This window comes from Candidatus Pantoea multigeneris (assembly GCF_011752615.1).
In the GTDB taxonomy this organism is placed as follows: Bacteria; Pseudomonadota; Gammaproteobacteria; order Enterobacterales; family Enterobacteriaceae; genus Pantoea; species Pantoea multigeneris.
Genome location: NZ_VWXF01000010.1, coordinates 1 through 24,261 on the forward strand (window position 1 = coordinate 1; position 24,261 = coordinate 24,261).

At 52.3% G+C, this 24,261-nt stretch carries 23 protein-coding genes; 10 read left to right on the forward strand and 13 right to left on the reverse strand.

Annotated elements, in window-relative coordinates:
• Together F3J40_RS19355 and F3J40_RS19360 are read right to left on the reverse strand one after the other, a co-directional pair.
• Positions 1–200, reverse strand: a 200-nt coding sequence (locus tag F3J40_RS19355; protein ID WP_167017238.1) for a hypothetical protein, incomplete at its 3' end; no start/stop codon positions are given.
• 477 nt (positions 201–677) lie between these two features.
• On the reverse strand, positions 678–1,199 hold the full coding sequence (locus tag F3J40_RS19360; protein WP_167017240.1) for a MarR family winged helix-turn-helix transcriptional regulator: 522 nt from the start codon (positions 1,197–1,199) through the stop codon (positions 678–680).
• Positions 1,200–1,267: 68 nt separating this feature from the next.
• On the opposite strand from F3J40_RS19360, the gene F3J40_RS19365 reads away from it, so the two are divergent.
• Positions 1,268–2,137, forward strand: coding sequence for an EamA family transporter (locus F3J40_RS19365; protein ID WP_167017242.1), 870 nt, complete (start codon positions 1,268–1,270; stop codon positions 2,135–2,137).
• 67 nt (positions 2,138–2,204) lie between these two features.
• On the opposite strand, the gene F3J40_RS19370 is transcribed toward F3J40_RS19365, so the two are convergent.
• Positions 2,205–3,332, reverse strand: coding sequence for an acyltransferase family protein (locus tag F3J40_RS19370; RefSeq protein ID WP_167017244.1), 1,128 nt, complete (start codon positions 3,330–3,332; stop codon positions 2,205–2,207).
• 426 nt (positions 3,333–3,758) lie between these two features.
• On the opposite strand from F3J40_RS19370, the gene F3J40_RS19375 reads away from it, so the two are divergent.
• Positions 3,759–4,580: an SGNH/GDSL hydrolase family protein gene (locus F3J40_RS19375; protein WP_240155544.1), complete on the forward strand. Its 822-nt coding sequence runs from the start codon at positions 3,759–3,761 to the stop codon at positions 4,578–4,580.
• A 243-nt stretch (positions 4,581–4,823) separates the two neighbouring features.
• Positions 4,824–7,199: a putative adhesin gene (locus F3J40_RS19380; RefSeq protein WP_167017246.1), complete on the forward strand. Its 2,376-nt coding sequence runs from the start codon at positions 4,824–4,826 to the stop codon at positions 7,197–7,199.
• Positions 7,200–7,232: 33 nt separating this feature from the next.
• On the opposite strand, the gene F3J40_RS19385 is transcribed toward F3J40_RS19380, so the two are convergent.
• A complete protein-coding gene (locus F3J40_RS19385; protein ID WP_167017247.1) occupies positions 7,233–8,414 on the reverse strand; it encodes a Gfo/Idh/MocA family protein in 1,182 nt (393 codons plus the stop codon).
• Positions 8,415–8,424: 10 nt separating this feature from the next.
• On the reverse strand, positions 8,425–9,345 hold the full coding sequence (iolE, locus tag F3J40_RS19390; RefSeq protein WP_167017249.1) for a myo-inosose-2 dehydratase: 921 nt from the start codon (positions 9,343–9,345) through the stop codon (positions 8,425–8,427).
• 124 nt (positions 9,346–9,469) lie between these two features.
• Here iolE and F3J40_RS19395 point away from each other — a divergent pair, with 124 nt between their 5' ends.
• Positions 9,470–10,537, forward strand: coding sequence for a LacI family DNA-binding transcriptional regulator (locus tag F3J40_RS19395; protein ID WP_167017252.1), 1,068 nt, complete (start codon positions 9,470–9,472; stop codon positions 10,535–10,537).
• Positions 10,538–10,592: 55 nt separating this feature from the next.
• Here F3J40_RS19395 and F3J40_RS19400 read toward each other — a convergent pair whose 3' ends face one another.
• The 6 genes from F3J40_RS19400 to F3J40_RS19425 are packed head-to-tail and all read right to left on the reverse strand — an operon-like array spanning position 10,593 to position 15,729.
• A complete protein-coding gene (locus F3J40_RS19400) occupies positions 10,593–11,063 on the reverse strand; it encodes a GlcG/HbpS family heme-binding protein (RefSeq protein ID WP_017348752.1) in 471 nt (156 codons plus the stop codon).
• Positions 11,064–11,110: 47 nt separating this feature from the next.
• Positions 11,111–12,517, reverse strand: a complete 1,407-nt coding sequence (locus tag F3J40_RS19405; protein WP_167017254.1) for a cytochrome c — start codon at positions 12,515–12,517, stop codon at positions 11,111–11,113.
• Between the two features lies 1 nt (position 12,518).
• Positions 12,519–14,111 (reverse strand): GMC family oxidoreductase, encoded by a 1,593-nt coding sequence (locus F3J40_RS19410; RefSeq protein ID WP_017348750.1) that lies wholly within the window; start codon positions 14,109–14,111, stop codon positions 12,519–12,521.
• Between the two features lie 25 nt (positions 14,112–14,136).
• A complete protein-coding gene (locus F3J40_RS19415; protein ID WP_167017256.1) occupies positions 14,137–14,796 on the reverse strand; it encodes a sugar dehydrogenase complex small subunit in 660 nt (219 codons plus the stop codon).
• 10 nt (positions 14,797–14,806) lie between these two features.
• Positions 14,807–15,283, reverse strand: coding sequence for a GlcG/HbpS family heme-binding protein (locus F3J40_RS19420; RefSeq protein ID WP_017348748.1), 477 nt, complete (start codon positions 15,281–15,283; stop codon positions 14,807–14,809).
• A gap of 47 nt (positions 15,284–15,330) precedes the next feature.
• Positions 15,331–15,729 (reverse strand): DoxX family protein, encoded by a 399-nt coding sequence (locus F3J40_RS19425; protein WP_167017258.1) that lies wholly within the window; start codon positions 15,727–15,729, stop codon positions 15,331–15,333.
• Between the two features lie 481 nt (positions 15,730–16,210).
• On the opposite strand from F3J40_RS19425, the gene F3J40_RS19430 reads away from it, so the two are divergent.
• The 5 genes from F3J40_RS19430 (at position 16,211) to F3J40_RS19450 (ending at position 22,471) form a co-directional block, all read left to right on the forward strand.
• Positions 16,211–17,188 (forward strand): hydroxyacid dehydrogenase, encoded by a 978-nt coding sequence (locus F3J40_RS19430; protein WP_167017260.1) that lies wholly within the window; start codon positions 16,211–16,213, stop codon positions 17,186–17,188.
• A gap of 3 nt (positions 17,189–17,191) precedes the next feature.
• Positions 17,192–17,884 (forward strand): RraA family protein, encoded by a 693-nt coding sequence (locus tag F3J40_RS19435; RefSeq protein ID WP_205297456.1) that lies wholly within the window; start codon positions 17,192–17,194, stop codon positions 17,882–17,884.
• A gap of 107 nt (positions 17,885–17,991) precedes the next feature.
• Positions 17,992–19,395, forward strand: coding sequence for an MFS transporter (locus F3J40_RS19440; RefSeq protein ID WP_167017261.1), 1,404 nt, complete (start codon positions 17,992–17,994; stop codon positions 19,393–19,395).
• Positions 19,396–19,424: 29 nt separating this feature from the next.
• A complete protein-coding gene (locus F3J40_RS19445; RefSeq protein ID WP_167017263.1) occupies positions 19,425–20,561 on the forward strand; it encodes an SMP-30/gluconolactonase/LRE family protein in 1,137 nt (378 codons plus the stop codon).
• An 896-nt stretch (positions 20,562–21,457) separates the two neighbouring features.
• Positions 21,458–22,471 (forward strand): LacI family DNA-binding transcriptional regulator, encoded by a 1,014-nt coding sequence (locus tag F3J40_RS19450; protein ID WP_167017265.1) that lies wholly within the window; start codon positions 21,458–21,460, stop codon positions 22,469–22,471.
• Positions 22,472–22,514: 43 nt separating this feature from the next.
• Here the strand turns inward: F3J40_RS19450 and F3J40_RS19455 are convergent, their stop codons facing one another.
• Positions 22,515–22,676, reverse strand: coding sequence for a hypothetical protein (locus F3J40_RS19455; protein ID WP_167017267.1), 162 nt, complete (start codon positions 22,674–22,676; stop codon positions 22,515–22,517).
• A gap of 220 nt (positions 22,677–22,896) precedes the next feature.
• Here F3J40_RS19455 and F3J40_RS19460 point away from each other — a divergent pair, with 220 nt between their 5' ends.
• Positions 22,897–23,070 carry a GhoT/OrtT family toxin gene (locus F3J40_RS19460; protein WP_017348739.1) on the forward strand — a complete coding sequence of 58 codons (174 nt, stop codon included), beginning with the start codon at positions 22,897–22,899 and terminating at the stop codon, positions 23,068–23,070.
• A gap of 340 nt (positions 23,071–23,410) precedes the next feature.
• Here F3J40_RS19460 and F3J40_RS19465 read toward each other — a convergent pair whose 3' ends face one another.
• The gene (locus tag F3J40_RS19465) at positions 23,411–24,109 is read right to left on the reverse strand and encodes a response regulator (protein WP_167017269.1); all 699 of its coding nucleotides are present in this window, start codon (positions 24,107–24,109) and stop codon (positions 23,411–23,413) included.
• Positions 24,110–24,261 lie beyond the last annotated feature (152 nt).

Here is a 24,261-nt window from a genome sequence, read left to right on the forward strand (position 1 = left end):
ACACAACTGCTGCTGATGGCGGTGACGGTCATCGCCACGGCCCCGGCCGCCACAAACGGCGCGGCGGCGGTGGCGGCGGCCATCACGTAAGCGCCTGCCAGGCCGTAGGTGACGGTTTCGGCCACCATGCTGATGATGTCCGCCAGCAGCGTGGTGTGAATAATTGGGTCGCCCTTGCGGGCTGCGTATCCGTCGCTCACTGCGCTCTGTCCTTACGTGAGACATCAGTCAGGGGATCGCCCAAGCCTGAGGTCCGAAATTGTGCGAAATGTCTTAAAGATAACCGGCGGAACATTCACAAAATTTAAGCATGATGTCAATCGGAGGATGGCGCAAAAAAACAGGTCAACGCGTTAGCGGTTCAGCCCATTCGCCTTGCCGCGAAAAAACATCCTGCCAGCAGCAGAGAACGACTGGAATAATGCATCGCAAAAGCAACAGACTGGCTGATGATTAAGGGGGTTATGCTGGGGAAAGGAGAAGAAAAAAAACCGCTTCAGAGAAGAAAATAAGCAGCGAACATCATAGACACCTCCGCTTAACGCCACAGGAGCCGCTGGCTTTGCTGTTCCCGAAGTGAAAGCGAGCAATCGCGCCAGAGGTAAACGGGACAGGAAGCATTCGACTTTTTGCAGCCGAATCTTCCTGTAATGGCGTGTGGTGAAGATGCGCCAGGCTTACTGATTTTTGGCTTTTTCCAGCGAGTTCAGCCACGTTTTAAGGGTTTGGTCCAGGCTATTCAGCGTTTCGGGTGAGAGCAGCGCCAGGATCCGCCGCTCGTTTTCAACATGTTTTTCTACTGCGCGATCAATCAACGCGAGTCCCTCATCCGTGAGCTGCACCAGCATGCTGCGCGCATCGTTAGCATTAGGCTGACGGCAGATTAATTTGCGCGATTCGAGACGTTTCAGGCGGTGCGTCATCGTACCGGACGTCACCATTAGCGTGGAAAACAGATCGGTGGGACTCAGGCAGTAAGGTGCTCCTGCCCGGCGCAGCGTGGCCAGCATATCGAACTCCCACATACTCAGATCAAAATCAGCAAATATGGGTTCCAGCTGCTGTTCGAGCAGCACCGCACAACGCTTTAAGCGTCCAATTGGCCCCATCGGGCTACAGTCCAGATCCGGACGTTCGCGCTGCCACTGCGCAAGAATGGCATCAACGGCATCGGGAATGGGTTGATCAGAGTTCTGCATTTATCTTGACTTCAAGTTAATTGATCGACAGACTGATTTTACCTTGAATTGAAGATAAATACAAAACCATGAATACCTCTCTGTCCTACTGGCGTGATGTACTGCTTACCGCACTGGCCCCTGCCATCTGGGGATCGACGTATATCGTGACCACGCAGTTTCTCCCGCCCGATCGCCCTTTTACTGCCGCATTGATCCGCGTGCTTCCGGCTGGGATCTTGCTTCTGCTGTTGACGCGACGATTACCCGCTTATCGCGAGCTGGGAAGATTGTTGATTCTCAGCGCCCTCAATATCGGCGTTTTTCAGGCGTTGTTATTCGTTGCTGCCTACCGGTTGCCCGGCGGCCTGGCGGCGGTTTTGGGTGCAATTCAACCACTGCTGGTCATGGTGTTGGTCTGGGCGGTTGATCGTCATGCGCCAAGACAGGTCACGTTATTCGCGGCTGTAGCAGGGGTGATTGGCATGGCGGTGTTGTTACTTTCTCCGCGCACCGTTTTTGAACCCATTGGTATCGCTGCCGCTCTGCTGGGCGCAGTCTGCATGGCAAGCGGTGTCTGGCTGACGCGCCGCTGGAAAATTAACTTACCGGTGATGGCATTAACGGGCTGGCAGCTGGTATTGGGTGGCTTGATACTGGCACCGGCAGCCTGGTTGATCGATGCGCCGCTTCCAACGCTTACCGCCTCGCAATATGCCGCTTACGCCTGGTTGTGTCTGGCGGGTGCGCTATTGGCTTACGCGCTGTGGTTCCGGGGGATCGCACGTCTGCCCGGCGTTGCGGTTGCTTCCCTGGGGTTGCTCAGTCCGTTAACTGCCGTGTTACTGGGCTGGATAGTCCTGTCGCAGGCAATCAGCGGTACGGCGTTAGTCGGCCTGGTGGTGGTACTGATCAGCGTGATGGTAGTACAGCGCACCTCCCTGCCCGCAAAAAAATAGTCAGTTTAGATGCTGAAAAAATACCCCCAATACGGGGGTATTTCGATCACCCTGTTTTAACTGCTGGTCATCCCTTTTGATTGGCCAGCGATGGTGCCGCTTTGGCAGCGGGTTTCAAGCCAAACAGCACCGAGAGAGGAGAGAACTGTTTGATCACCAGATAGAGCAGCGTACTCAAACAGAGGGCCACCAGGGTATTAATAAAGACATAGGTGACCGACAAGTTGTCTGGAATGTAATCATCCAGTAGCCAAGCCCCGGTAATCACCAGCGGATAGTGCATGATATAAATCACCAGTGCAGAGTCGACTATCCCCTTCACCAAGGCATTCTCTTTCATGCGCAGCTTTTCAAAAGTGAAGACCAGCCAGTAGGAGAAGACCACAGAAAACACGCTGGAAATCAACACGGGAACATATTTTAAGCTGCTGGTGATGTGCTGATGCAGTACCACATAGAATGCCAACAGCGAGATCAATCCCAGCGCCGCAACCAGCAGGTTGTTCAGCAGCCAGCTTTGGCTGATTTGCGGAATTTTATCGCTATTGAGATACAACGCATAACCCGCAGCGTAATAAACCGCAAAGCGGGCTGTTACCGGGATCAGGCTGATGAATTCGCCAGAATCTTTCACCAGGAATTTCACGACGAAGAAGACGTTACAGGCCACAATCAAGGCGATCACTAACGCCGGGAAGGGCAATCGACGCATGCCCTGCGCAAGGCGGTTGTACCAGCGACCTGGGATCAGAAATGACATCGCCGAAAGTGAGACCAGGAACCAGAGGTGATGGAGATAAGTGTAGCCATGCAGCAGTCCCTCCAGGCTCAGCGCCTCTCCCTTAATGGCTGCCGTGATCACATACATCACACCGGGAATAAAGGCAAAAGAAGCCACCAGCGGTAACAAGACGCGCTTACAACGGTTATTCAGGAAGAATTGTGCACCTTTGCGCGCAAATACCATCGCTGAAAACATGCCGGACAAAAAGAAAAAAGCTTCCATACGAAACGTATGTATGAATTCTATAATCGCAGAAAAAATATCCGCCTGATTTTTATCCGCAACATAGTACCAGTTATTACTACCAGGCAGACTACGTGCTGCGTGATATAACACGCCTTCGAGGATCAATATTGCGCGCAGAAAATCGAGCCCAATATTGCGCTTTGAAAGAAAAGTTCTGTGTTCCACAATGTCCGCCTTAAGCGCAGGTGTGGTGAATTTAACCGCTATGCTTCTTCCGGGCGCGTTTACGCGCAGAAAACCGTGGGTAGAAGCCAGCTTCCCGTCTGAGTTTTTGCAAAAAATGACACAATCCGAGGATAACACTTACGTATCCTTACAGATATTGCTCAGTAATAGATTCAGAATATGCCTGGGTTAAACGGCAACAAAGTGCGAAAACATGCGATAAATCCTGCGCTGATGCGGAAGATCACCTCAAAACGACATCATAAATGATCAGTTTTGATGAAGAGAAGTCAAAACAGGCTCAAACGGAGATGTAACAAGCTTTCCTGTTTTTCAGTCTACTCCTGGTCTTTATCGGCGTTTTCGGATTGTCCTCAGCAAATCCGGTTTGTTAAGGTGACTTTTTGATTTTAAATTTGGAAAAAGATGAAAACTCACGCCTTGAGAAACTCGCTGATGGTATTTTTCCTGACGCTGTTTAGCCTCAAATCTTTTGGTGAAGCCAGAACAGATAAATTTATTATTGAGGCCTGGGGCGGTTCAAGTACCAAAGGTGTGATAGCCATTCGTGAAAATGGCCGCCTGAAAAATATTGTCACGCCAGATAATGAAATTGCCTGGTTGAACCGGTTGTTACAGCAAAAGTATGGCCCAGACATTGAGGTGGTTAACCGTGGTGAACCCTCAGCACAAGCCGTTGAATTGTTGCATGGCACCTATAAATATAAAAACAGTCCACCGTGGGCAACGTCAATGTCTGGCTCAACAGCTAACGTCGTGCTGCTGAATTTTGCCACCAACGATGCGCGTCATTATCACTTTACGGATACGGCGGCCGACTATGTTATCAGCCCGGATCAGTACCGGCAGGTGATGACTCAGCTTATCCGGCTTGCTGAAAACCAGGGAAAGAAAGTGGTGTTACAGGAACCTCATCCGCTGTGCGGCCGGGCCGTAAAATGGGATATTGCCCCCTATGTCCAGCAACTGGATAGCCTCGCCCGCGCGCAACATATCCCCCTGGTCGCGCAGTATCAGCGCATTAAAGCAATGCCAGACTGGCAGTCGCTGATGTCACCAGATTGCATCCACCCTTCTGTTGCCATGTACAGAAACAAAGCTGAAGCGACCTTCGCAGTATTGATCGCCCATTTTGGGCCGCAGATGGCAGCTTTCCAGCAGGCATCTGAACAACGCCGGGCACGTCATGAAATTGCAGTGACAGGAACAGCGTCTCAGCCTGAATAAAGTCCAGGGGGAATCCTGGCGACGATCAGGATGAACCTTCCCAGCCATTATCTTACCTATCTCTCCTTCGTTTCCGGTCTGGTCTGCCAGCGATAAGAGAGAACCCGCATGTATATTCCCCCATTTCCCCCCTCGACAACACCGTATCTCAATCTGACAACGAGCAGCCGCAGCACGATCGCGGCAGAGAGAACATTAACGCCCGCTGTTATCCGCCATTCAATGCAAAAGGCTGTCGATCAGATGGCGCAGATTTATCATCCCATTCTCGATCCTGCTGCCTGGTTAGATCTGCACATTCGTCAAGAGATTCAGGATCTTAGTCAGCGTTACCCGGCTATGTGTACGCTGATGCCCAACAGCAATGTCACTATGGTGTTTACCCCGACAATACGACAGGTGGTACCCTCCGGCTTCCCACGCCGTTTCCCTGCCAAAGCATTCAGGTTCACACTGCATGAAATTGCGACTCGCCACTATCTCTATACCCTTGACAGCCAGCAACCGGGATTGCAGTTTCATCTGCGCCAGTGTGAGCATCAGCCTTTAGTGGAACATCTGTTAAAGCAGGATTTACAGCGCCAGATGCAACAGGCGTTACATAAACTCACGCACAGTGCCGACTGGCGCAGCAACATACAGCGACACTACCGCCAAATGCTGGTCATGCGCTGTTTAAACTTGCTGAGTCGGCGTAACGCACCGCCAGAACGGCAGCAGGCAATCATGGCCTTTCTTAAGGGAGAAAAACGCGCTCAGCAGGCTTTCTTTCACGGCTACCCGTTAAATGGCGTGATCTATATTGCGACCGGAGCATCCGAAGGGGTCTTGCTCAGCATTGATGAGCCTGCCAGTTTTTCACTTAAATCGCGGTTCATCGCAGATAATCGTGCCGCTTATGTACAGAATTATCGCGTTACTGACCTGCCAGAAACCTCTCAGTTTCAGAACTGGGTGCTGAATAAAGTGCCGCTAAGAGTCCGGGAACGCTACCTGAACGATCCCCAGGCCTTTGCCTTGCAGCCTAATGGTGCGACCTTCTGGAAAAACCAAAGAAGCCTGTTTTTTGACCTCCCAAGGCAAGAACGGCGTTATGGCAGTCCCCTCACCTTCAATCGCGATCTGCACCTCTCAGCGGTGCCTGCCACACTCATGACTAGCCAAATAGCACGTTTAAAACAGGACATTGATACGCTGGTGTTAACCCAGAGAGAAATCAGGCAGGATAGGCTGCTCAATAGCCTGAAATACAGCCTCAATTTTCTCAGTATGGCGGTCAGCGCCGCGCTGCCGGGTACGGGTTCGGTTTTAGGTCGCGTTTTGGTCATGGCAATTAATGCCGGAATGGCCGCTGCCAGTAGCGGTTTGGCGGTGTATCAGATGCAACATACTCAACGACTGGCAGATGCCGAAAAATTACGCAACGAAGCCATTTTGTCTGGTGTGTGTGGTTTGCTCGGTTTAGGGCTGGATGCCGCCGCCGTCAAAGGCGCGATTAAGTCAGATTTTCCCGCCTTGCTCACCCGTTTTCGTCGTGTTCGCCAGTCCGTCAATCGCGTGTGGCGCAGTAAGCGGGTTGCGCAATCGTCACTTAAACCGGTACGGACTGTGGATCGCGCACTGTCTCCAGCGCCAGTAAAACCGCGCCGAAAAAATTATGCACTTGAGAGCGAATATCGACAGGCAAAACAGGCCTACGACAAAGAACTTAAACAGCGTATGACGATGGGCCATAGCGCCACTCAGCATGATACTCAACAGCGGGAAAGCATGGCCCTGGCGCAGCTTGCCCGCTATGGTGAGACACATCCCACCTTACTGGGAGACATTGAGCAATCAGAACCGCTGGTGGGCTTTAGTCTCACCAGCAGGAAAGAAGATAATGCAGATTCACTGGTCCTCAGTGCCCACGGTTGGTTTACGTCACACACCGGAAACCGCCTTCTACCGCGTGGTAAAGAGATGATTTTTCTTGGGCCGCACGGTGAGAAGTTGCTTGAGCCAGAAGCAGCCTTAGGGATGCTACCGACCGTAAAGCTATTAGAAGGCAGTGAAGTGCCCTCCATCTATGCCCGCCTGATCAATAAACATCAGGTTGATGAGGTCGCGAGTGCGGCCTTCTCTGAATTGAATGCGGGGGCGACAAAGCCCGGTTTTATCCGCAATTATCAATTGCGCCACTACGAGCGGGCCTCTGCGGCAGAATCAAAACTGGCGGTGTTGACTAACCGATTGAAGAACAGCGGCAACAAAATGGATATTTTGACGGTAGATCCGCTAGCAGGCGATCGTAAAAGCCTGGCCGACATTCTCAATGCGATGCGTCCAGGCGGCAGTTTAAGTCACTATAAGCGGTTGATTTTTGCCGCCTGTCGCGAAGAGAAGCGACCAGGCTCACTGACCTCTCTTCAAGGAGGATTAGGCGGCTATGAGATCCAATTCTCTCCCCACTCTTTTAAGCATCAGCCTGCGGCTTCACTCCGTCAACGCCGGGCAAGCAACCGCCTGGCATTTGCAGGTTATCGCCTCTATTTCACCCTCACCCTGATCCCTGACAACAGCCCTGCTGGCTTCACGGTAAAACACCATATTCGCGCTTTTATCCCGTGGCGAGAGTAATCCTGGGGCAGCACTGTCTGCCCCCTTCCCCCTTTAGCGTGTCAGACTCGCTAAATCTACCCGCTGGCCGCGTGCCGAGGATTGCACCATCGCTTCAATAATCTGCTGATTTTCCAGACCAAAGCGGAAATCCGGGAAACAGCCGCCACTGCTGCTTAACCCCTGAATGAGATCGTGGATTTCAATGACTTTCACATCAAAGTACCCCAGCCCGCCACCGGCGAAATCAAAACCAAAGAAGCCATTAAAGGACTCAACCTGCGAACCGGCATAAATCGTTTTGAAGCCGCGATCGCTTTTACTGTCACTGTAGCGGGCAATCTTCAGCTCATTGAAACGCTCTCCATCCATGATGATGGTGCCTTCTGTCCCAGAGACTTCCCAGGCGATACCGAAAACTTTACCAGCGGAGATACGTGAAGATTCGATTACCCCACCCGCGCCATTTTCAAAACTGACCAGTGCCTGAAACTGGTCGTCATTCTCTACCGTAAGGCGTGGCGCATCCGCTGAGGCACTGGCACCATAACCCGTACCTGCTGCCGCTGAAGGGCGAGATTCAATAAACAGCTGTTCCTGCCCGACAACACTGCGCACCGGCCCCATCAGATATTGTGCCACGCTCACGACGTGCGATCCGAGATCGCCGAGCGATCCCGATCCCGCCTGCTCACGTGAGCAGCGCCAGCTCCAGGGCAGCTCCACATCGTTAAAAAAGCCTTGATCAAACCAGCCACGAAAACGTGTCAGTTGCCCAATGTCGCCCCTTTCGATCAACTGCTTTGCCAACTGCGCCGCCGGGGTTTTGATGTTGTTAAAGGCCATAATGGTTTTCACCCCCGCCCGCTGCGCTTCATCGGTTAACATCTGCGCGTCCGCCAGGGATACCGTCAACGGTTTTTCACAGTAGACATGTTTTCCCGCGCGGATAGCCGTTAGCGCCATCTCCACATGCATGCTGTTGGGCGTGGTGATATCAACGATGTCAATGGCGGGATCGGCAACCATGGCACGCCAGTCCGCTGTGCCGTGCAAGAAACCGAAACGACGTGCCGCATCTTCAGCTAACTGTGGCGTCGCATCGGCCAGAGTATGCAGCACCGGTTGCAGCGGGAGATCGCGGTAGAGTAATCCTGCCCGACGCCAGGCATCTGCGTGCGCCTGGCCCATGAAGCCTGAACCAATTAAACCGACATTCAATGTTTTACGCGTCATGAGATCTTCCTTATGCCTGCGGCAGGATATGCTGAGTAACAAACTGGTGTGCCCGGGTGACGAAGGCCAGCGGATTGGCTTGTGCCGGGTCCTGCTCTGCTTCCACTACCACCCAGCCCTGGTAATTACTGGTCGCCAGAAAATGCGCCAGCGCCCGATAGTCGGTGCTGCCATCGCCCGGAACGGTAAACATTCCTGCCCGCACGCCCTGGTTAAAGGTGAGCCCCTGGTCTTTTACCTGCTCCAGCACCGCAGGGCGTACATCTTTGAGGTGTACATGACAGATGCGAGCGGGGAAAGCCTTAATCAGTTCTGCGTAGTCAAAACCTGCGGCGGTGGCATGGCCGGTATCCAGTAACAGTCCGACCTCTTCACCACAGGCTGAGAGCAGTTTTTTAATCTCATCAAGCTGTTCAGCCACCATCATCAGATGGTGGTGATAGGCCAACTTCAAACCGTATCTTTCGTGCAGTTGCCTGGCGAAAGCCGTCAGGCGCGCGGCATACACCGGAATCTTTTCTGCTGGCAGCAGACGGCGTTGAGACAGGGGAATATCCAGGGCGTTATCCGCCATCCAGCCACACTCGCCATACACCATCACGCTGGCACCACAGTGGCGTAGCAATGTGGCGTGGGCGGCAACCGCTTCCAGCTCCTGTTCGACATCCCGCTCAGTCAGAAAACCGTCATGCCAGCCAGAGGCCAACTGCAACGAGTATTCGCCAAGCGTTGCCTGCAGTTGTACCGCATCCCGGGGAAAGATACGGCTCATCTCAACACCCTGAAATCCCGCGCTGGCCGCTTCGGATAAGCATTGTGCCGCCGTCGTCCCCGCGCCGAGGTCATGAAGCACTTCATTTACCCAGGAAAGTGGGCTGACAGCGACGTTAATTCGCGGTGATGTTTTAATTGGGTGTGCATCCTGAACCATTTTTTGCTCCGTAGTGGGCGATGAAATTGAGGATGAAAATAAGGGATGCGTTACCGTGAATCGAACGCTAAATTGAAGGGAAACCGTCAAATCCTGACGTCTTCCCAGCAGAAGGTGCAACGTTGTGAGCGGGATCAAAAAAACAACTCTGGAGCAGATCGCGGAAGCCGCTGGCGTTAGCCTCAGTACCGTCGATCGCGTAATGAACCGCCGTGGCGGCGTCTCACCGGCGCGTGAAGCCAGGGTGCTGGAATGGGCGCACCGGCTGAATGTCGATCGGGTGATGTTTCGTGCTTACATGCGCATGTTACGCGTCGCCATTTTAATGCAGTCGCCGAAGAACCCGTTTTATCTGGGCTTACGTAATGCCTTTAACGACATTGGGCCAGCACTGGCCGAAATGCGATTGCATTGTGATGTGCACTACTTGCAGTTAAAAGATGTGAACGCCACGGTACGTCAGATCCACGGTATCGCCAGCGCCTATGATGCCCTGATTGTGGTCTGTCCCGACGATCCCGATCTGGCCGCCACATTGCGTCAGGTCGCGCTGGCCATGCCAGTGATCACGCTGGTGACTGATATTCCAGACTGTGGTCGCCTGGCGTATGTCGGCCCGGACAATGCCCAGATGGGCCGGGTGGCGGGCGAGTTATCTGGCCGGTTTATCGGTCCTCAGGGTGGCGAGTTGTTAGTGGTTCTGGGGATGAAAAGTATGATCGGCCAGGGGGAACGTGAGGCCGGTTTTCGTGCCGTGCTCGCCAGCCGTTACCCCAGTTGTCAGGTGGTTACCACGCTGGAAAGTGGTGAAAATCCGCGCCGTGCAGGCGATCTGGTCAGCCGGGCGCTTTCCACGTGGCCAGGTATCCGGGGCATTTATAATATCTCATCGGGTAACAGTAATATCGTGCAGGCGCTGCGCGCGCACGGTAAAGAGAAGCAGGTGGTATTGATTACCCATGAGCTGACCGCTGATCGCCGTCGCCTGCTGCTGGCGGGCAGCATTGATGCGATTATCGATCAAAATCCCTGGGAAGAGGCCCGTCGAGCTTTAGAAGTGTTGGCCCGCCACTTTAATCGTGCGTCGGAACCGGACAACCACAGTGAACATACTCCGTTCCAAATCTATCTGCGTGAGAACTGCCCCGCAGAAGGCCAGGCGGCTTATGGATTTCGGGCAGGGAATCGTTGAATAGAGAGGGGATGATACCGCAGGCCATGCGGCGTCGCATGGCCTGCGCGTCGTCTTACTTAAAGCTGTCGCTGGCCGCTTTCGCGATAGCGATTTCGTTCGGGTTCGCTGAACCACTCACGCCAACAGAACCGATTACGGTATTCTGCTGGTAAACCACCGGAGAACCACCGCCCAGTGGAATTACACCCGGCAGGGTAGCGATCGCAGGCTCTTTGCCGTTCGCACGATCCATATATTTGTCGGTTGGCGTGCGATACAACGCCGCCGCACGACCTTTCAGGATGGAAGAGTCAATACAACCCACAGGTGCATTGTCCATACGCTCAAACGCCAGCAGTTGACCTGCCTGATCCAATACCGCGATGCAGACATTGGCTTTGAGTTCATGGGCTTTATCTTTCGCTGCCACGATCAGTTTCTGTGCATCACTTTGTGTCAGGATAGTCTGGGTGGTGGTTGCATGTGCTGCCACTCCGCCGAACAAACCTGCAGTCAACACCGCCAGAGAGAGTAATTTTTTCATTGTTCAATTCCTAGTTAACTAACGGGCCGCCAGAGCGGCCCGGGAGATTACGCGCGTCGGCGACGCAGCGTGAAAATAACCCACAGCACCAGTACAAATGCGATAGCAATCCCACACCATGCCATCACGCCAGCGTAGCGAATCAGCCAGCTACCGCTGTCGCCTTGCAGCGTCTGCTTAACATCCGCTTCGGTGATAACATGGGCCGGGTTGCCAAAGGTGACGGACACATAGTTCGCCACTTTTGTCAGCTCTTCTGTTGTGAACTGTTCTTTAAAGGTCGGCATGAAGGCATGACCCTCAGCCGTATTACGGTTGACCCCTTCCGCAATGGTCATGATCAGGTTAGACGGGTCCGGTGAGACCACGGCTGATGACCCTACCAGTGACGGGAAGAAGGTTTGCGCATCATGCGTCCCACGACCATCTGCGGCATGACAGGCGGCGCAGGCACCGTTGTAAAGCTGTGCTCCGCTCATCTCTTTACCGGAAACATAGTCTTCAATGGTGTTACGCATGCCGGTCTCTACAGCCGAGATTGGCGTTGGCTGTGGTGCCTGAGCCGGGGCCTGACGATCGGTGGTGCTGATTGCCGGAACCTGTTTCAGGTAGTGAGCCATTGCCTGCAGATCGCTTTGATCAAGGTGTGAGAACGAGTTCTGCACTGCGGTACCCATTTCACCACTGGCAATCGCTTTACCATGCAGCGCACCTGTACGCAGGTAGGTAACGATCTCGTCTTCACTCCAGCTACCAATCCCCGAGTGGACATCCGGCGTAATGTTCGGCGCTGTCCAGCTACCAACTTTACCGCCGCCAAGGAAGTGAGCGCTCTCTTCACCCATCATGCCATCACGCGGTGTGTGACAGGTGGAGCAGTGAGCCAGGGTTTTCACCAGATATTCACCGCGATCCGCACTGCCCGCCGGGGCATCGCTACCTTTCACCGCTGTTTTATCCAGATACAGCATGTTCCAGAAGAACATCACCGGACGGAAAGAGAACGGGAATGGCAGTGAAGTTTCTGGCGCTGCATGATCATCCGCTGGAACACCCAACATCAGATAGGAATAGAGCGCGTGCAGATCATCATCTGACATCCCGGCAAATGCGGTGTAAGGCATCGCTGGATACAGGAAGTGATTACCCGGTGCTTTACCTTCACGCATAACCGCCGTGAAATCTGCCAGACTGTAGTTACCAATACCGGCCGTTTTGGATGGCGTGATATTGGAACCGTAAATCATCCCCATAGGTGACTGAATAGCGAAGCCACCGGAGAACGGCTTACCACTCTGCGGGTTGCGGTGACAGGCAGAGCAGTCACCGGCAACTGCGAGATATTCACCGCGCTTAACCAGCGATGCTGACGCTTCGCTGTCTGCCGCCATGACACTGTGAGCAGACAACAGCAGACCTGCCGTCATCAGGGCAATATTCATGATGCGTTTCATGTCAAATCTCCCGGATGATGGTGTCAGCCATACGCAGTGACAGGGCGATACCGGTCAGCGTTGGGTTCACAGTGGCAGACGTCGGCATAACACCGGTGGTTGCCAGGAACAGGTTCGGGTGATCCCAGGTGCGCATATCTTTGTCCACCACCGAATCCTTCGGATTGTCTCCCATGATCACCGTACCCATGATGTGGTACTGGTTACGCCAGCCGGTCGGCGCTTCAATCACTTCGCCGTTGAACGCCTGAAGGAAGTTCGCAAAGTCTTTGTACGCCTGTGGACGCATCCCGCGCACATAATCATCCAGGTGATAGTGTACGTCGAGCATCGGCAGGCCAATGGAGTCCTTGCGGTCTTTACTTGGCACCACGCGGTTAGTTGGGCTGGGTAAGGTTTCACTCATGGTACTGATGTTCATGATGCGTGAGGCACGGTCGTAGATCGCATCTTCCAGCGCTTTACCCATCAGACCCTGCTTCAGCAGAGGCGCGGTAACATCAACGTTAGGCACCAGATTACGCAGTGAGTAACGAATCGCAGAGTGTTGCGCGCGGCTTGGCTCATCACGGCGGTTAGCGATGCAACCATGCTGTACTGAACCACGTCCTGTCCAGAGCGGCTCATCGGCCAGGAAGGTCAGGCTCAGGCCGGTATGGTCCATCAGATTACGTCCCACCTGATCGGAACTGTTGGCGATGTCATTCATCAGCAGCAGTTTTGGCGTTTCCAGTCCGTGTGCGGCAACGACAAAGATTTTGGCGGTCAGGCGGGTATCTTTGCCATTAGGTTCACGATAGGTGATCGAGACAATTTTATTGTCCGCGCCTTTTTCGATTTTCCATGCAACACATTCAGTACGCAGGTCAACGCCCAGCGCCACCGCTTTATCAACGTGCATATCGCCGGAGTACATCGCCCCAATCGGGCAGACCGGTTCACAGTTGTTGTTACCGGCACAGGCCGGACGGCCATCATAAGGACGTGAGACACGACCGTGCGGTTCATGGATCACCTGGTAGCCCATCGGCCCCAGCTTCGCCTGCATACGCTGCGCCATGTAAGGCTTGCCTTCCGGTGGCAGCGGATACTCCTGCGAACGCGGTGGATAGTGGCCGCGGCCCTGACCACTCTGGTCTTCATGACCGGTACCCACTACGCCAACTTCCAGTTCAGCTTTCACATACCATGGCTCCAGCTCTTCATACGGATATGGCCAGTCGCGGCCGACGCCATAGACGCTTTTCAGCTTGAAGTCATTCGGCAGTAAACGCCAGGCCGCTGAGGCCCAGTGACGCGTACTGCCCCCTGCGACACGCAGATAACTGGTGACGTAGGCAAAATCGGGATCGCCTTTGGCATCAATATAGCCATCGGTGTAGGAGTTGGGTGCCCAAGGCAAGTTAGGATATGGCGTACACCAGTTACGCTTACTGGCACCGTTACGGTAGTTTTCCACCACTTTCCAGCGTGGAATGTATGGCCCTGCTTCCAGCATGATCACAGACTTACCCGCTTTGGCCAGCTGATAAGCTGCGTTGGCACCTAATGCGCCTGAGCCAATGATGACGACATCAGCATCAAATTCACTCATTGTGTTTTACCTTGCTTAATTATTGTTATGCAGTTTTTTTATGAGCAATCATGTCCTGGGCTTCTGCCAGGGTACGCGCTTTGCCTTGCACCATCAGTAACCAGGGCTCTTCTGGTTCACGAATGGTTGGTGCTGCCTGCGGAGATTTATCACCCCATTCACGGATGTTTTCCGGCATTGCCGGTGCAGTAACCCCTTTTGGCACTTCAACCCAATAGTCTCCCCCCGCGCGAGCGTAGGTGGGACGAATGGTGTGATCGCTGGTCGGCTCATACATCAGCGCTGACAGGAACGTCACAAAGTGCGCATCGTCCACGGCTTTAGTGGTCGAAGGGTTACCGGTGTACCCGAGATACCACGGTGAAATAATTGTGAGCGCGGTTTTCACGTCTTCATCATCGAGATGACCAACGATAGCCTCACGATCTTCTGTTTTCAGTGCTGCAAGGTTACCGATCAGGCGCGTTAACTGGGCCGGGAAACTGGCATCCTTATCCACCAGCAGCTGCCATAAGCGCGCCGTAATCGCCGGATCAAGACCACGACGACCAGTTAATAACTCACTCGCACGCAGCAGCGCCGCCTGAGGTTCAGCATCCGCAGACGCCGCAAACGCGGCGTTCAACGGGATAGAGACAATGAGTGGCGCAGCCAGCATCATTTGCAGAAAATGTCTTCTGTCCATGGTGACTCCGCTAGCCTGCATTCAGGGCAGAGAGTGCCCCTTTCGCCGCTTCGGCATCTACAGCGCCATCTGGCGTGCTGACACCAATCGCGCCCACTACCACGCCGTTAAGCTTGACTGGCTCACCGCCTGGCAGCGGCACCACCACCGGGTTGCCTAACATTGCCACGTTACCGGCGGCAATTTTTTGCTGGAAGCTCTCAGTGGAGGCCCCAAACGCCACAGCGGCGTGCGCTTTTTTCGGCGCCAGCTCAGCATTTGCCAGGGTTGCACCGTCCAGACGGTCATAGGTGATCAGCTGTCCGGCTGGATCAACGACCGCGATAGCACCGCCAAGATGGTGAGAACGAATAATCTGTTCCGCTTTGTCCAGCAGGCGTTGCGCCTGTTGGTGATTCAGCGTTGAGATTTGAGTAGCAGGTTCAGCGGCCTGTGCGCAGGCACAGATCAGACCGCTGCACAGCAGTGCGGTTGGAAGCAGTTTCATAAGTTCACCTGATTAGAGGAAAGTGATTCAAAAAGTAAGCGTGTTCGTCAGGCTCTGGCGAAACGGCGCTGGATCAGATGGTCGATACTCCATTTCCCGCTGCCGTTAAGGCAAAGCAGCAAGAAGCCCGCCGCGCAGGAGATGTTTTTCAGCCAGACCATCAGATGGGCGTGACTGTATCCCTGGTAGAACAGGAAGCCTGCAACCACAGAGAAAACAGCCATAAACACCGAGGTGAAGCGGGTCAGGAATCCGAGGGCAATGGCGATACCGCCGCCGACTTCCAGCAAGATCACCAGGGGTAAAAAGAAGGCAGGCACGTTGTTCGTCGCCATCAACTGCACGTTGTCAGCATAGTGCGCAATCTTGTCGACACCTGAAGCGAAAAACAATCCAACAGCCATGAAACGACTTGCAACGGCGAGAGCATCCTTGGAATGAGACATGATGTGACCAAAATGAAATGTAGTTGTTAATGAACCAAACAGTACATTTTAAATGGTTAATCAGTTTTACCATTTCGTGCGGTAAGTAATGCCTGTTAACATTCGGAAACCTTTAAAGTCACTGGCTATAACCCACTGAAACAGGTTAGATTTTTTGAATACATAGACAGAGTGGATGGGAATTTTTGAGCCAGTTCACAAAGATCGCAGAGGAATTGTCAGCAGCGGAAAACCCAACGGACCTCAGAGAACCGTAGGAAATACCTCAGATTTCTGGCGCGAATGAAACACTCTCCAGCCAGTACAGGCGCTTACGCGCAGCGATTTTGATTCATCAGGCAGACGTAAAGAATCAGGACTATGTTTAAAAGTTTTAATTCACCAATCACATTCCCCTCAGGAATGTATTAATAAATTTACGTGAATACTTTTTATCGATATCCGGTGCCAGGATAAGCGAAATTAACACCGGAGAAACAACATGGCTTATCGCTTTCTTGTCACCACCACCACCCTCGGCCACGGCGGCCAGAAGATTCTGGCAGAGGCTGGGTGTGAAGTGGACTATCTCGACAACGCTAACGATCCACAGGAAGTGGAACGTCGGATGGCGAATACGGCATATGACGCCGTGATTTCGCGCACCGTCGACCTCACCGCGACCGCGATCAATGCCTGCCCATCCCTGCAAATCATCTGTAAGCACGGTGTAGGTGTGACCAATATCGATGTTAATGCAGCCAGCGAGCGCGGCATTCCGGTATTGACCACCCCAGCCACCAACGCTCAGTCAGTGGCAGAACTGACCATTGCTCTGATGCTGGATGCTTCACGCCGCTTGCCTTACTTCCAACAGGAAGTGGCACAGGGTCGCTGGACGCGGACCGGTGACGGTGAAGAGCTGCAAGGCAAAACGCTTGGCCTGGTGGGCTTTGGCGAGATCGGTCGTCGCGTGGCGCGCATTGCTCAGGCAATCGGTATGAACGTGGCGTTTTTCGATCCTGCTCTGCCAGCCGATCGTGATACGGGCGAAGTGCGCCGCTGCAATACGCTGGATGCCTTATTGCAGCAGTCCGACGTATTCAGCTTGCACTGCCCTGTTAACGATAAAACCCGCCTGATGATCAATGCCACCACCCTGGCACTGCTGCCTGCCGGCGCGATCATTATCAATACCGCACGTGGCGAATTGATTGATGAAGCTGCACTTGCGGCCGCGCTGGAAAGCGGTCATCTGCGTGCTGCTGCCCTGGATACGGTAGCGAAAGAACCGCTGGCGGCCGATCACCCCTTCCGTGCACTGCCACAAGTCATCATCACGCCACACATTGGCGGTTCAACGCCACAGGCGCTGGATGCCGTGGCACAGAGCGCTGCTCGTCAGTGCCTGGAGTGGCTGGATGCGAAACAAATCAACCGTTTTGCCTGCGTCAATCCGCAGGTGCTCAACAAGGAGTAAATCATGTCAAATCGTAGCGACTGGCCAGCAGGCTATTTCATCGGTGAACGCGGCGCGAAAATCGATACCGCCATCATTGAAGCCTTCCGCAAACTTCCGGCTGCCAACATTGGCGACTGCATGGGGCGTAGCAACGCCGCTTTAGGCCTGAAGCCGTATCACAACGATCCTGAGCTGGTGCTGTGCGGCCCAGCCCTGACCGTGAAAGTACGCCCAGGCGATAACCTGATGATCCACAAAGCCATCGAGTTGGCTCAGCCAGGCGATGTCATCGTTATTGATGGTTCGGGTGACCTGACTCAAGCGCTGATCGGCGGCCTGATGCGTACCTCCGCCCAGACCAAAAAAATCGCCGGTTTCGTGGTGAATGGTGCCGTTCGTGACCTGAACGAATGGGCAGAAGGCGGCATCTCTTGCTGGGCAGTAGGTAACACCCTGCGCGGCCCGTCAAAAGATGGCCCAGGTGAAGTCAACACCACCATTAGCTGCGCAGGCATGATCGTTGCCCCTGGCGACCTGATTGTGGCCGATGCCGATGGCGTGATTGTGATTCCTCAGGATCAGCTCGACACCGTGCTGCCGCGCGTACAGCAACACGCACAGCGCGAAGAGAAAATTCGCGCCAGCAACCAGTCTGGAACCGCAGATCCTGAGCGTTTTAACTCCATTCTGCGTGCAAAAGGCTGCCCGCTGTAAAACCGTAGTTCCATGCCAATAACCATAAAAGACCATTGGAGTACCCTACGATGTTAAAAAAAACTGTGAGCACGTCATTACCCCCTCCAATGAGTTGGCGTGAGAACATGTCGTCAGAGGAGCGCCGTACCTTCGGCGCTCATCTTTCCGCACGGCTCGAACGCTTACCTTCTGCCCGCCCAGTGTGGTTGATCATTTGCGCCCTGGCGTTGGGAGGCTGGTTTGAGTTGTATGATGTTTTCCTGACCGCCTATGTCGGACCGGGCATGGTACGTGAGGGAATTTTTAGTCACCAGAGCCAAAGCTTTTTTGACCTGACCAGTCTGGGGGCCTTTGTTGCCGCCATGTTCCTTGGGGTCTTTGTCGGCACCTTACTGATTGCCAACCTTGCCGATCGAATCGGTCGCCGTAAAGTCTTTGTCATTGCCCTGCTGGTTTATGCCATCGCCAGCGGCATTATGGCATTCCAGCACGATCCCTACGCCATTGTATTCTGGCGCGTCATTTCGGGAATTGGTGTCGGTGCCGAGTTGGTGACGATTGACGCCTACGTGTCGGAGTTTATCCCGGCACGCCTGCGTGGCCGTTCCTACGCGTTTGTACAGGCTATCCAGTACACCTCCATTCCTACTATTGCATTCCTTTCCTGGCAGTTGGTTCCCCTCGCGCCGATGGGGCTGACGGGCTGGCGTTGGGTTGTGCTGTTTGGCTGTGTTGGTGCCGTTGTGGTCTGGCTGATCCGTATGGGCCTGCCAGAAAGTCCACGCTGGCTGGTGCAGAAAGAGCGCTACAAAGAAGCCGAAGACGTAGTACGCCGCCTGGAAGCAAAAGTGATGAAGTCTACGGGTGAACCACTGCCAGAAGTGCTGGCCAGTGACATCATTCCCGTTGAAGTGACCAAACCGGGTGTCAAAAATGAGATGTGGCGTGCGCCTTACCGCCGTCGCACCATCATGCTGCTGGTCTTCAACTTCTTCCAGTCGATTGGTTATTACGGCTTTGCTAGCTGGATCCCGACGCTGCTGGCAATGAAAGGTGTGAACTTCACGCATAGCCTGCTCTATTCGTTTGTCATCGCTTTTGCTAGCCCACTGGGCCCGCTGATCGCGATGATGTTTGCCGACAAAATTGAACGTAAGTGGTTGGTCAGCGGTTCAGCTCTTGCCATCGCCATTGTTGGCACCGTGTTCTCCTGGCAGTCGCAGGCCGCGATGCTGGTTGTTCTGGGTCTACTGTTGTCCCTCGCCAGTACCTGCATGACGTTTTCATACCGTACTTATCAGGCTGAGTTGTTCCCAACCCGCTTCCGCGCGAAAGCGATTGGGATGGTCTACTCCGTCAGTCGCATTAGCGGCATGTTATCCGGCTTTACTATCTCCTGGATCCTGCATGAAGCAGGCGTCAATGGAGTGTTCCTTTTGATCTCTTTCGCCATGGCGATCGTCGTTTTCACTATAGGTATCTTTGGGCCAAGAACGCTTAACCGCCGCCTTGAGGAAATTTCGCCCTAATTGCAACGCAAAAAAACAGGAGTTATTACATGCGATCATTTTTTAAGAAAACTTTACCGGCGTTAGCTATCGGTTTACTGTGCCAGCACGCTTTTGCAAAAGATGTCCTTCCGGCAAAATTGCCGACCAAAGAGGACAGCCGTTTACAGGAAATGGCGACCTCTAACCATATCTGGAACGGTGTCACCGTGAGCCAGGATGGCCGTATCTTTGCTTCTTTCACCCAGACCGAAGGGCCTGGGTTGCAACTGGCTGAAGTGGGTAAAAATGCCCAACTGACTCCGGTGCCAGATGCAGAGTGGAACCACTGGGATGCCAAAGATCCTGAGCATCACTTCTTGCACGTCAACGCCACCCGCTTTGGACCAGATGGTTTCCTGTACGCGATGGATGCAGGTAACACCGGTATTGGTACTGGCGCACAGGCCGTTGTCGGCGGCGCTAAACTGGTTAAGATCGACGCCAATACCCGTAAAGTCGTGCAGACCTGGGTGATTAAGCCACCGATCCTGAAGCCAACCAGCTACCTGGATGATGTACGTTTCAACGGTGACTTCGCTTATATTTCCGATCCAGGTGCCCCTGGTTTTGTCATCCTGAATATGAAAACCGGCGACGCACACCGCGTGCTGGACAATCATCCACTGGCCATCGACCATCTGCCACTGTATGCCGATGGCAAAAAGCTTTACCTGCCGAATGGCAAAGAGAAGCGCGTAGGTGCCGATCAGCTGGAAGTCTCGCCTGATGGTAAATGGCTGTTGTTCCAGGCTATTCCAGGCCCGTTAGCACGTATCGAAACCCGCTATATTGATGACGCGAAACTGTCAGAAAAAGAAGTGGCTAAGCACGTGCATAAAGTACTGGATACCTGGACCACGGGCGGCACGGCTATCGACTCTGACGGCAATGTTTACATGTCACAGCTGAACACGCGTTCAGTTATGCGCATCACGCCGGAAGGCAAAGTCAGCACCGTGATTTCTGATCCACGTCTGGTGTGGATTGATGCAATGTGGGTAAGCAAAGGCGCACTGTGGATGCCAGCAGGACAGATTAACCGCACGCCAGCAACCACCGGCGGCAAACCTTCAACGGTTGAATACCCGGTGAAAATCTTCAAAATTGATCTGCCAATCGCACCTTCACCACGCGATCACCAGTAATTTGTCATAGAGAGAACGGTGCCCTGACGGGTGCCGTTTTTTTTCGTCTTGAGAAAAGGGATTGGGCGAAAAGAAGAAAGGCGTTATGCCAGACCTGGTGCGGCAGGTCTGGCATCTCGTTGTGGTTTATGATTGACCTCCTGAGTGGCGGCATAATGATAAAAATAACCTGATGCCCGGATCCTTCTCCTCTTCCCTGTATCAGAATCGGACACGTTTATTGAGTACGACTTAACGGGAAAAAGTTAAGTACGTTTGACCCTCACACGTCTGTGGCGAAGTGAAGCCAGATAAGCAGTCTTACAGACTTTTATTCGTCACAAATGTGTAGAATTTCTAAAGTTAATTCATAGGGTTAATTTGAAACTCATCACATAAATTGTCCAGTTGTTTTTGCTTACTCTGGCCCTGTGATTATGTTAGTAAATGTGTAAACAGGTAACAATGATCGTGATTTAAGCAACATCACCCACATTGAAAAACAATAAATACATGATTTTTAATCATTTTATTTTTAAGAAACATCCAATGGTATTGCATGAGAGTGCAATGATGATAAAAACCACACTTAAGAATTTGATGTTTTTCTTCGCCAAAAAAGTAGGGGTATTCTGAACGATAGTTAATGATTAATACCCTTTAGTAACGACCTTTGGTTAATGACAAGGAGATGCAGCGTTCAGACCTGTGCACGCTGAGGATCACTGTATTAATAGGGGCAAAATAACAGCCGCTTTATGCGAGCCGATGAGTTTTGCGGTCAAGTGGATAAGGACAGCGGCTTCACAATAACCCAATGCCATCACTCTGAATTGCTCAAGATGATGCTTTAAGGTTTCTTTTCCGCTGAATTTCACGTTCAATGCTGAAAATCCTTATGATATGGACGGTGGTAGATGAAAAACACAGCAGCAAAAGGACATAAAGCCACTGCCAGTGATGTTGCAAAGCAGGCCGGTGTCTCGAAGTGGACAGTTTCACGCGCGTTTACACCAGGCGCATCGATATCTAAAAAAGCCCGGGACAGCGTTATGGCTGTCGCACGCGAGCTGGATTATCGCCCTAACCTGCTGGCACGGAGTTTGTCAAAAAAGCGTACCAACATTATTGGCGTGGTGATTGATGAGTTGAAGAACCCACACTCATTGATGATCCTGGATGAGGCAACGCGGCAGTTACAAAGTCGTGGGTATATGGCTTTGATGCTTAACATAACGGCAGAGGCACATTATCGCTCGGTAATGTCGCTGGCCGATCAGCTGCAGGTAGACGGCATTTTATTCCTCGGCACGATTCTGTCTGCGGAGTTCATCAGCATTGCAGAAGATATGCACCATATTCCCCTCGTACAGGTCTGCCGTAACACCGATGCGCAGGATATTGATGTGGTGGCAATCAGTGGGTTTAGCGCCGGTAAACAGATTGCTGAATTGATGCTGGAGCAAGGGTTCAAACGTTTTGGCTTTATGAAGGGGCCAGATACCCCTACGTCACATTTACAGCGTAAAGAGGGATTTGAGGCCGGTTTGAGCGAGGCTGGTGTTGAACTGGAGATTCTACTCAAAGCCGGTAACTATGAACGTCAGCGCGGCTGGAGTGCGATGGAACAGTATCTCCAGCAGACCCCCGCCGAACAGAGAATCGAAGCGCTGTTTTGTGAAAATGATATCCTGGCGTTAGGCGCTATGGCTGCCCAACGAGAGTTGGCACCGGAATCCCCGATTGCGATTGTAGGTTTTGATGATATTGAAGAAGCTAGCTCACCCGGCTGGCAATTGACCAGCTATAGCCAACGCATTGATCGGCTGATGGAGGAAGCCATTTGTCGGCTGGTCGACGGTACGCCCGGTGCTAACACCGACTGGCAGCAAGGTGAATTACGCATACGCCGATCACATTTAAAAAACTGACGTAGAGTATCAGGCTGCTCCTGTTAGCAGCCTGACAACAGGCTCAGGCAAAATGTTGGTCATCGGCTTTAAATATAAAACACAGGTTCAATGATGGCAGCGGCAATATAGCCTTACCGATAACCGCAGCAAATAAATCAATTCCAGCCGACAAAGGCAGATCTTCTTGTTCAAGCAGAAACAGCAATAAGTGCCTGGTGCTCAAGATCACTTCCTCTCCACAGCAAAACGTTTAGACCCATCTCATTTTTACCAACTTATTCATAGAGATAGAAGAAAAAATTTCGCTATGGAAGCGTAATTTCAGGCTGAAATCGCCAGCACAAAAAGCACAAGAGTGATGAAAAAAAAAGCGACTTGATAGCCAGACAAAAACACGGCATAGTGCCCGCGCTAACAACCACAATAACGTTATGAGAATGTAAATGACTCTTTATCAACATATGTTGATTTTCTATGCCGTAATGGGTTCAATCGCGATGTTAATTACTTTTTTCATTGCACGCGATCGAATGTGGATGCGTATTTTAAGCAGTGTACTGGTTGGAGCCACCTGGCCGATGAGTTTCCCGGTCGCTCTGATGTTCGCACTCTTTTAATTGACGATCATTAAACTGGAGACCAAACTTAAACGAATACGCCTCAAAACGGATCATGAGTAACCGTATCAACGACGTATTTTGGCTTACATTAAGAGCGAGGCTGATATGCGCATTATTTTGATGATCGCGATCCTGTTTACATCAACCGGGTGCACTTCCGCGTGGGGACCGGAAAAACAGGTCCCACGAGCGGAGACCCGCCAACAAACCTGTCAAAACAGTGTCAGTCCTGATCAGACAAACTGTGGGCACTTTCCAGAACCAGAATTCCACTAGATCATTCATCGCCAGGAAAGGGGGATAGACGCTTAACGGTAATCACGCTTTTCTGGCATGCCTACTTAAACAAGTCACTACGATACTTAAACAGTTCAAGATCGCTGGACAGCCCCAGCTTTTTCATTCCTGTCTGCTTATGTCCACTGACCGTTTTGCGACTGCGTTTAATTTTTGCCGCGATATCAATAATGCTCATGCCTTCGAGGTAACAGTGAATCACTTCAGCTTCACGTGGCGTAAGTAACTTTTCTAACTCAGAAATATCCCGAGCATGTTCAGGGTTATCCTGGCCATTCATAAAGGCTTCGTCACGCTTACGTACCGGCACCACCGCAAGTTCAGCAGAAATCGCTGGAGGGATGTAACGCTGTCCGTTGTGGATAGCACGGATAGCATTGAGATAAATTGCTGTCTCTTCTCTCTTCCCGATATACCCCTTGATGCCCAACATAAAAGCGGTGCGAATGACTGCAATACTTTCCATGGAAGACGAGAGTAATATTTTTGTATGAGGGTGGCGGACCAGAATATTTTTAATCAGCGATAAACCATCTAGCTCATCACTGTGCAAAATATAGTCAAGAATCAGAACATCACAATCGTTATTTTTCAGCCAGCCTAACAGCTCCCGGCTGTGCGTAAAACTACCAACGATTGAAATATCGCCTGAACTGGCCGCGACCACTTCGAAAGAGCGCAGGATAATAGGGTGATCGTCAAGAATGGCAACTTTTATTTTTGGGTTTTGATTATACATTTAATTTCCTTCTCATCAGGTTTGCTCATCATATCCCCCTGTAATCAGGGGTGATAACGACCATTTATCTGCCTTGTAAATTCTTTCTGGCTCAATTAATCACACCTTAATGCATAAATTATTCTTAATCAAAAAACCCCAACAAAACCATA

What these genes read in the sequence shown, in the direction of transcription:
- F3J40_RS19465 (WP_167017269.1), bottom strand. Translation starts at nt 24,109, where the DNA reads ATGTATAATCAAAACCCAAAAATAAAAGTTGCCATTCTTGACGATCAC.
- F3J40_RS19445 (WP_167017263.1), top strand. Translation starts at nt 19,425, where the DNA reads ATGCGATCATTTTTTAAGAAAACTTTACCGGCGTTAGCTATCGGTTTA.
- F3J40_RS19440 (WP_167017261.1), top strand. Translation starts at nt 17,992, where the DNA reads ATGTCGTCAGAGGAGCGCCGTACCTTCGGCGCTCATCTTTCCGCACGG.
- F3J40_RS19375 (WP_240155544.1), top strand. Translation starts at nt 3,759, where the DNA reads ATGAAAACTCACGCCTTGAGAAACTCGCTGATGGTATTTTTCCTGACG.
- F3J40_RS19420 (WP_017348748.1), bottom strand. Translation starts at nt 15,283, where the DNA reads ATGAAACTGCTTCCAACCGCACTGCTGTGCAGCGGTCTGATCTGTGCC.
- F3J40_RS19460 (WP_017348739.1), top strand. Translation starts at nt 22,897, where the DNA reads ATGACTCTTTATCAACATATGTTGATTTTCTATGCCGTAATGGGTTCA.
- F3J40_RS19425 (WP_167017258.1), bottom strand. Translation starts at nt 15,729, where the DNA reads ATGTCTCATTCCAAGGATGCTCTCGCCGTTGCAAGTCGTTTCATGGCT.
- F3J40_RS19385 (WP_167017247.1), bottom strand. Translation starts at nt 8,414, where the DNA reads ATGACGCGTAAAACATTGAATGTCGGTTTAATTGGTTCAGGCTTCATG.
- F3J40_RS19435 (WP_205297456.1), top strand. Translation starts at nt 17,192, where the DNA reads ATGTCAAATCGTAGCGACTGGCCAGCAGGCTATTTCATCGGTGAACGC.
- iolE (WP_167017249.1), bottom strand. Translation starts at nt 9,345, where the DNA reads ATGGTTCAGGATGCACACCCAATTAAAACATCACCGCGAATTAACGTC.
- F3J40_RS19365 (WP_167017242.1), top strand. Translation starts at nt 1,268, where the DNA reads ATGAATACCTCTCTGTCCTACTGGCGTGATGTACTGCTTACCGCACTG.
- F3J40_RS19380 (WP_167017246.1), top strand. Translation starts at nt 4,824, where the DNA reads ATGGCGCAGATTTATCATCCCATTCTCGATCCTGCTGCCTGGTTAGAT.
- F3J40_RS19400 (WP_017348752.1), bottom strand. Translation starts at nt 11,063, where the DNA reads ATGAAAAAATTACTCTCTCTGGCGGTGTTGACTGCAGGTTTGTTCGGC.
- F3J40_RS19450 (WP_167017265.1), top strand. Translation starts at nt 21,458, where the DNA reads ATGAAAAACACAGCAGCAAAAGGACATAAAGCCACTGCCAGTGATGTT.
- F3J40_RS19415 (WP_167017256.1), bottom strand. Translation starts at nt 14,796, where the DNA reads ATGGACAGAAGACATTTTCTGCAAATGATGCTGGCTGCGCCACTCATT.
- F3J40_RS19405 (WP_167017254.1), bottom strand. Translation starts at nt 12,517, where the DNA reads ATGAAACGCATCATGAATATTGCCCTGATGACGGCAGGTCTGCTGTTG.
- F3J40_RS19360 (WP_167017240.1), bottom strand. Translation starts at nt 1,199, where the DNA reads ATGCAGAACTCTGATCAACCCATTCCCGATGCCGTTGATGCCATTCTT.
- F3J40_RS19430 (WP_167017260.1), top strand. Translation starts at nt 16,211, where the DNA reads ATGGCTTATCGCTTTCTTGTCACCACCACCACCCTCGGCCACGGCGGC.
- F3J40_RS19410 (WP_017348750.1), bottom strand. Translation starts at nt 14,111, where the DNA reads ATGAGTGAATTTGATGCTGATGTCGTCATCATTGGCTCAGGCGCATTA.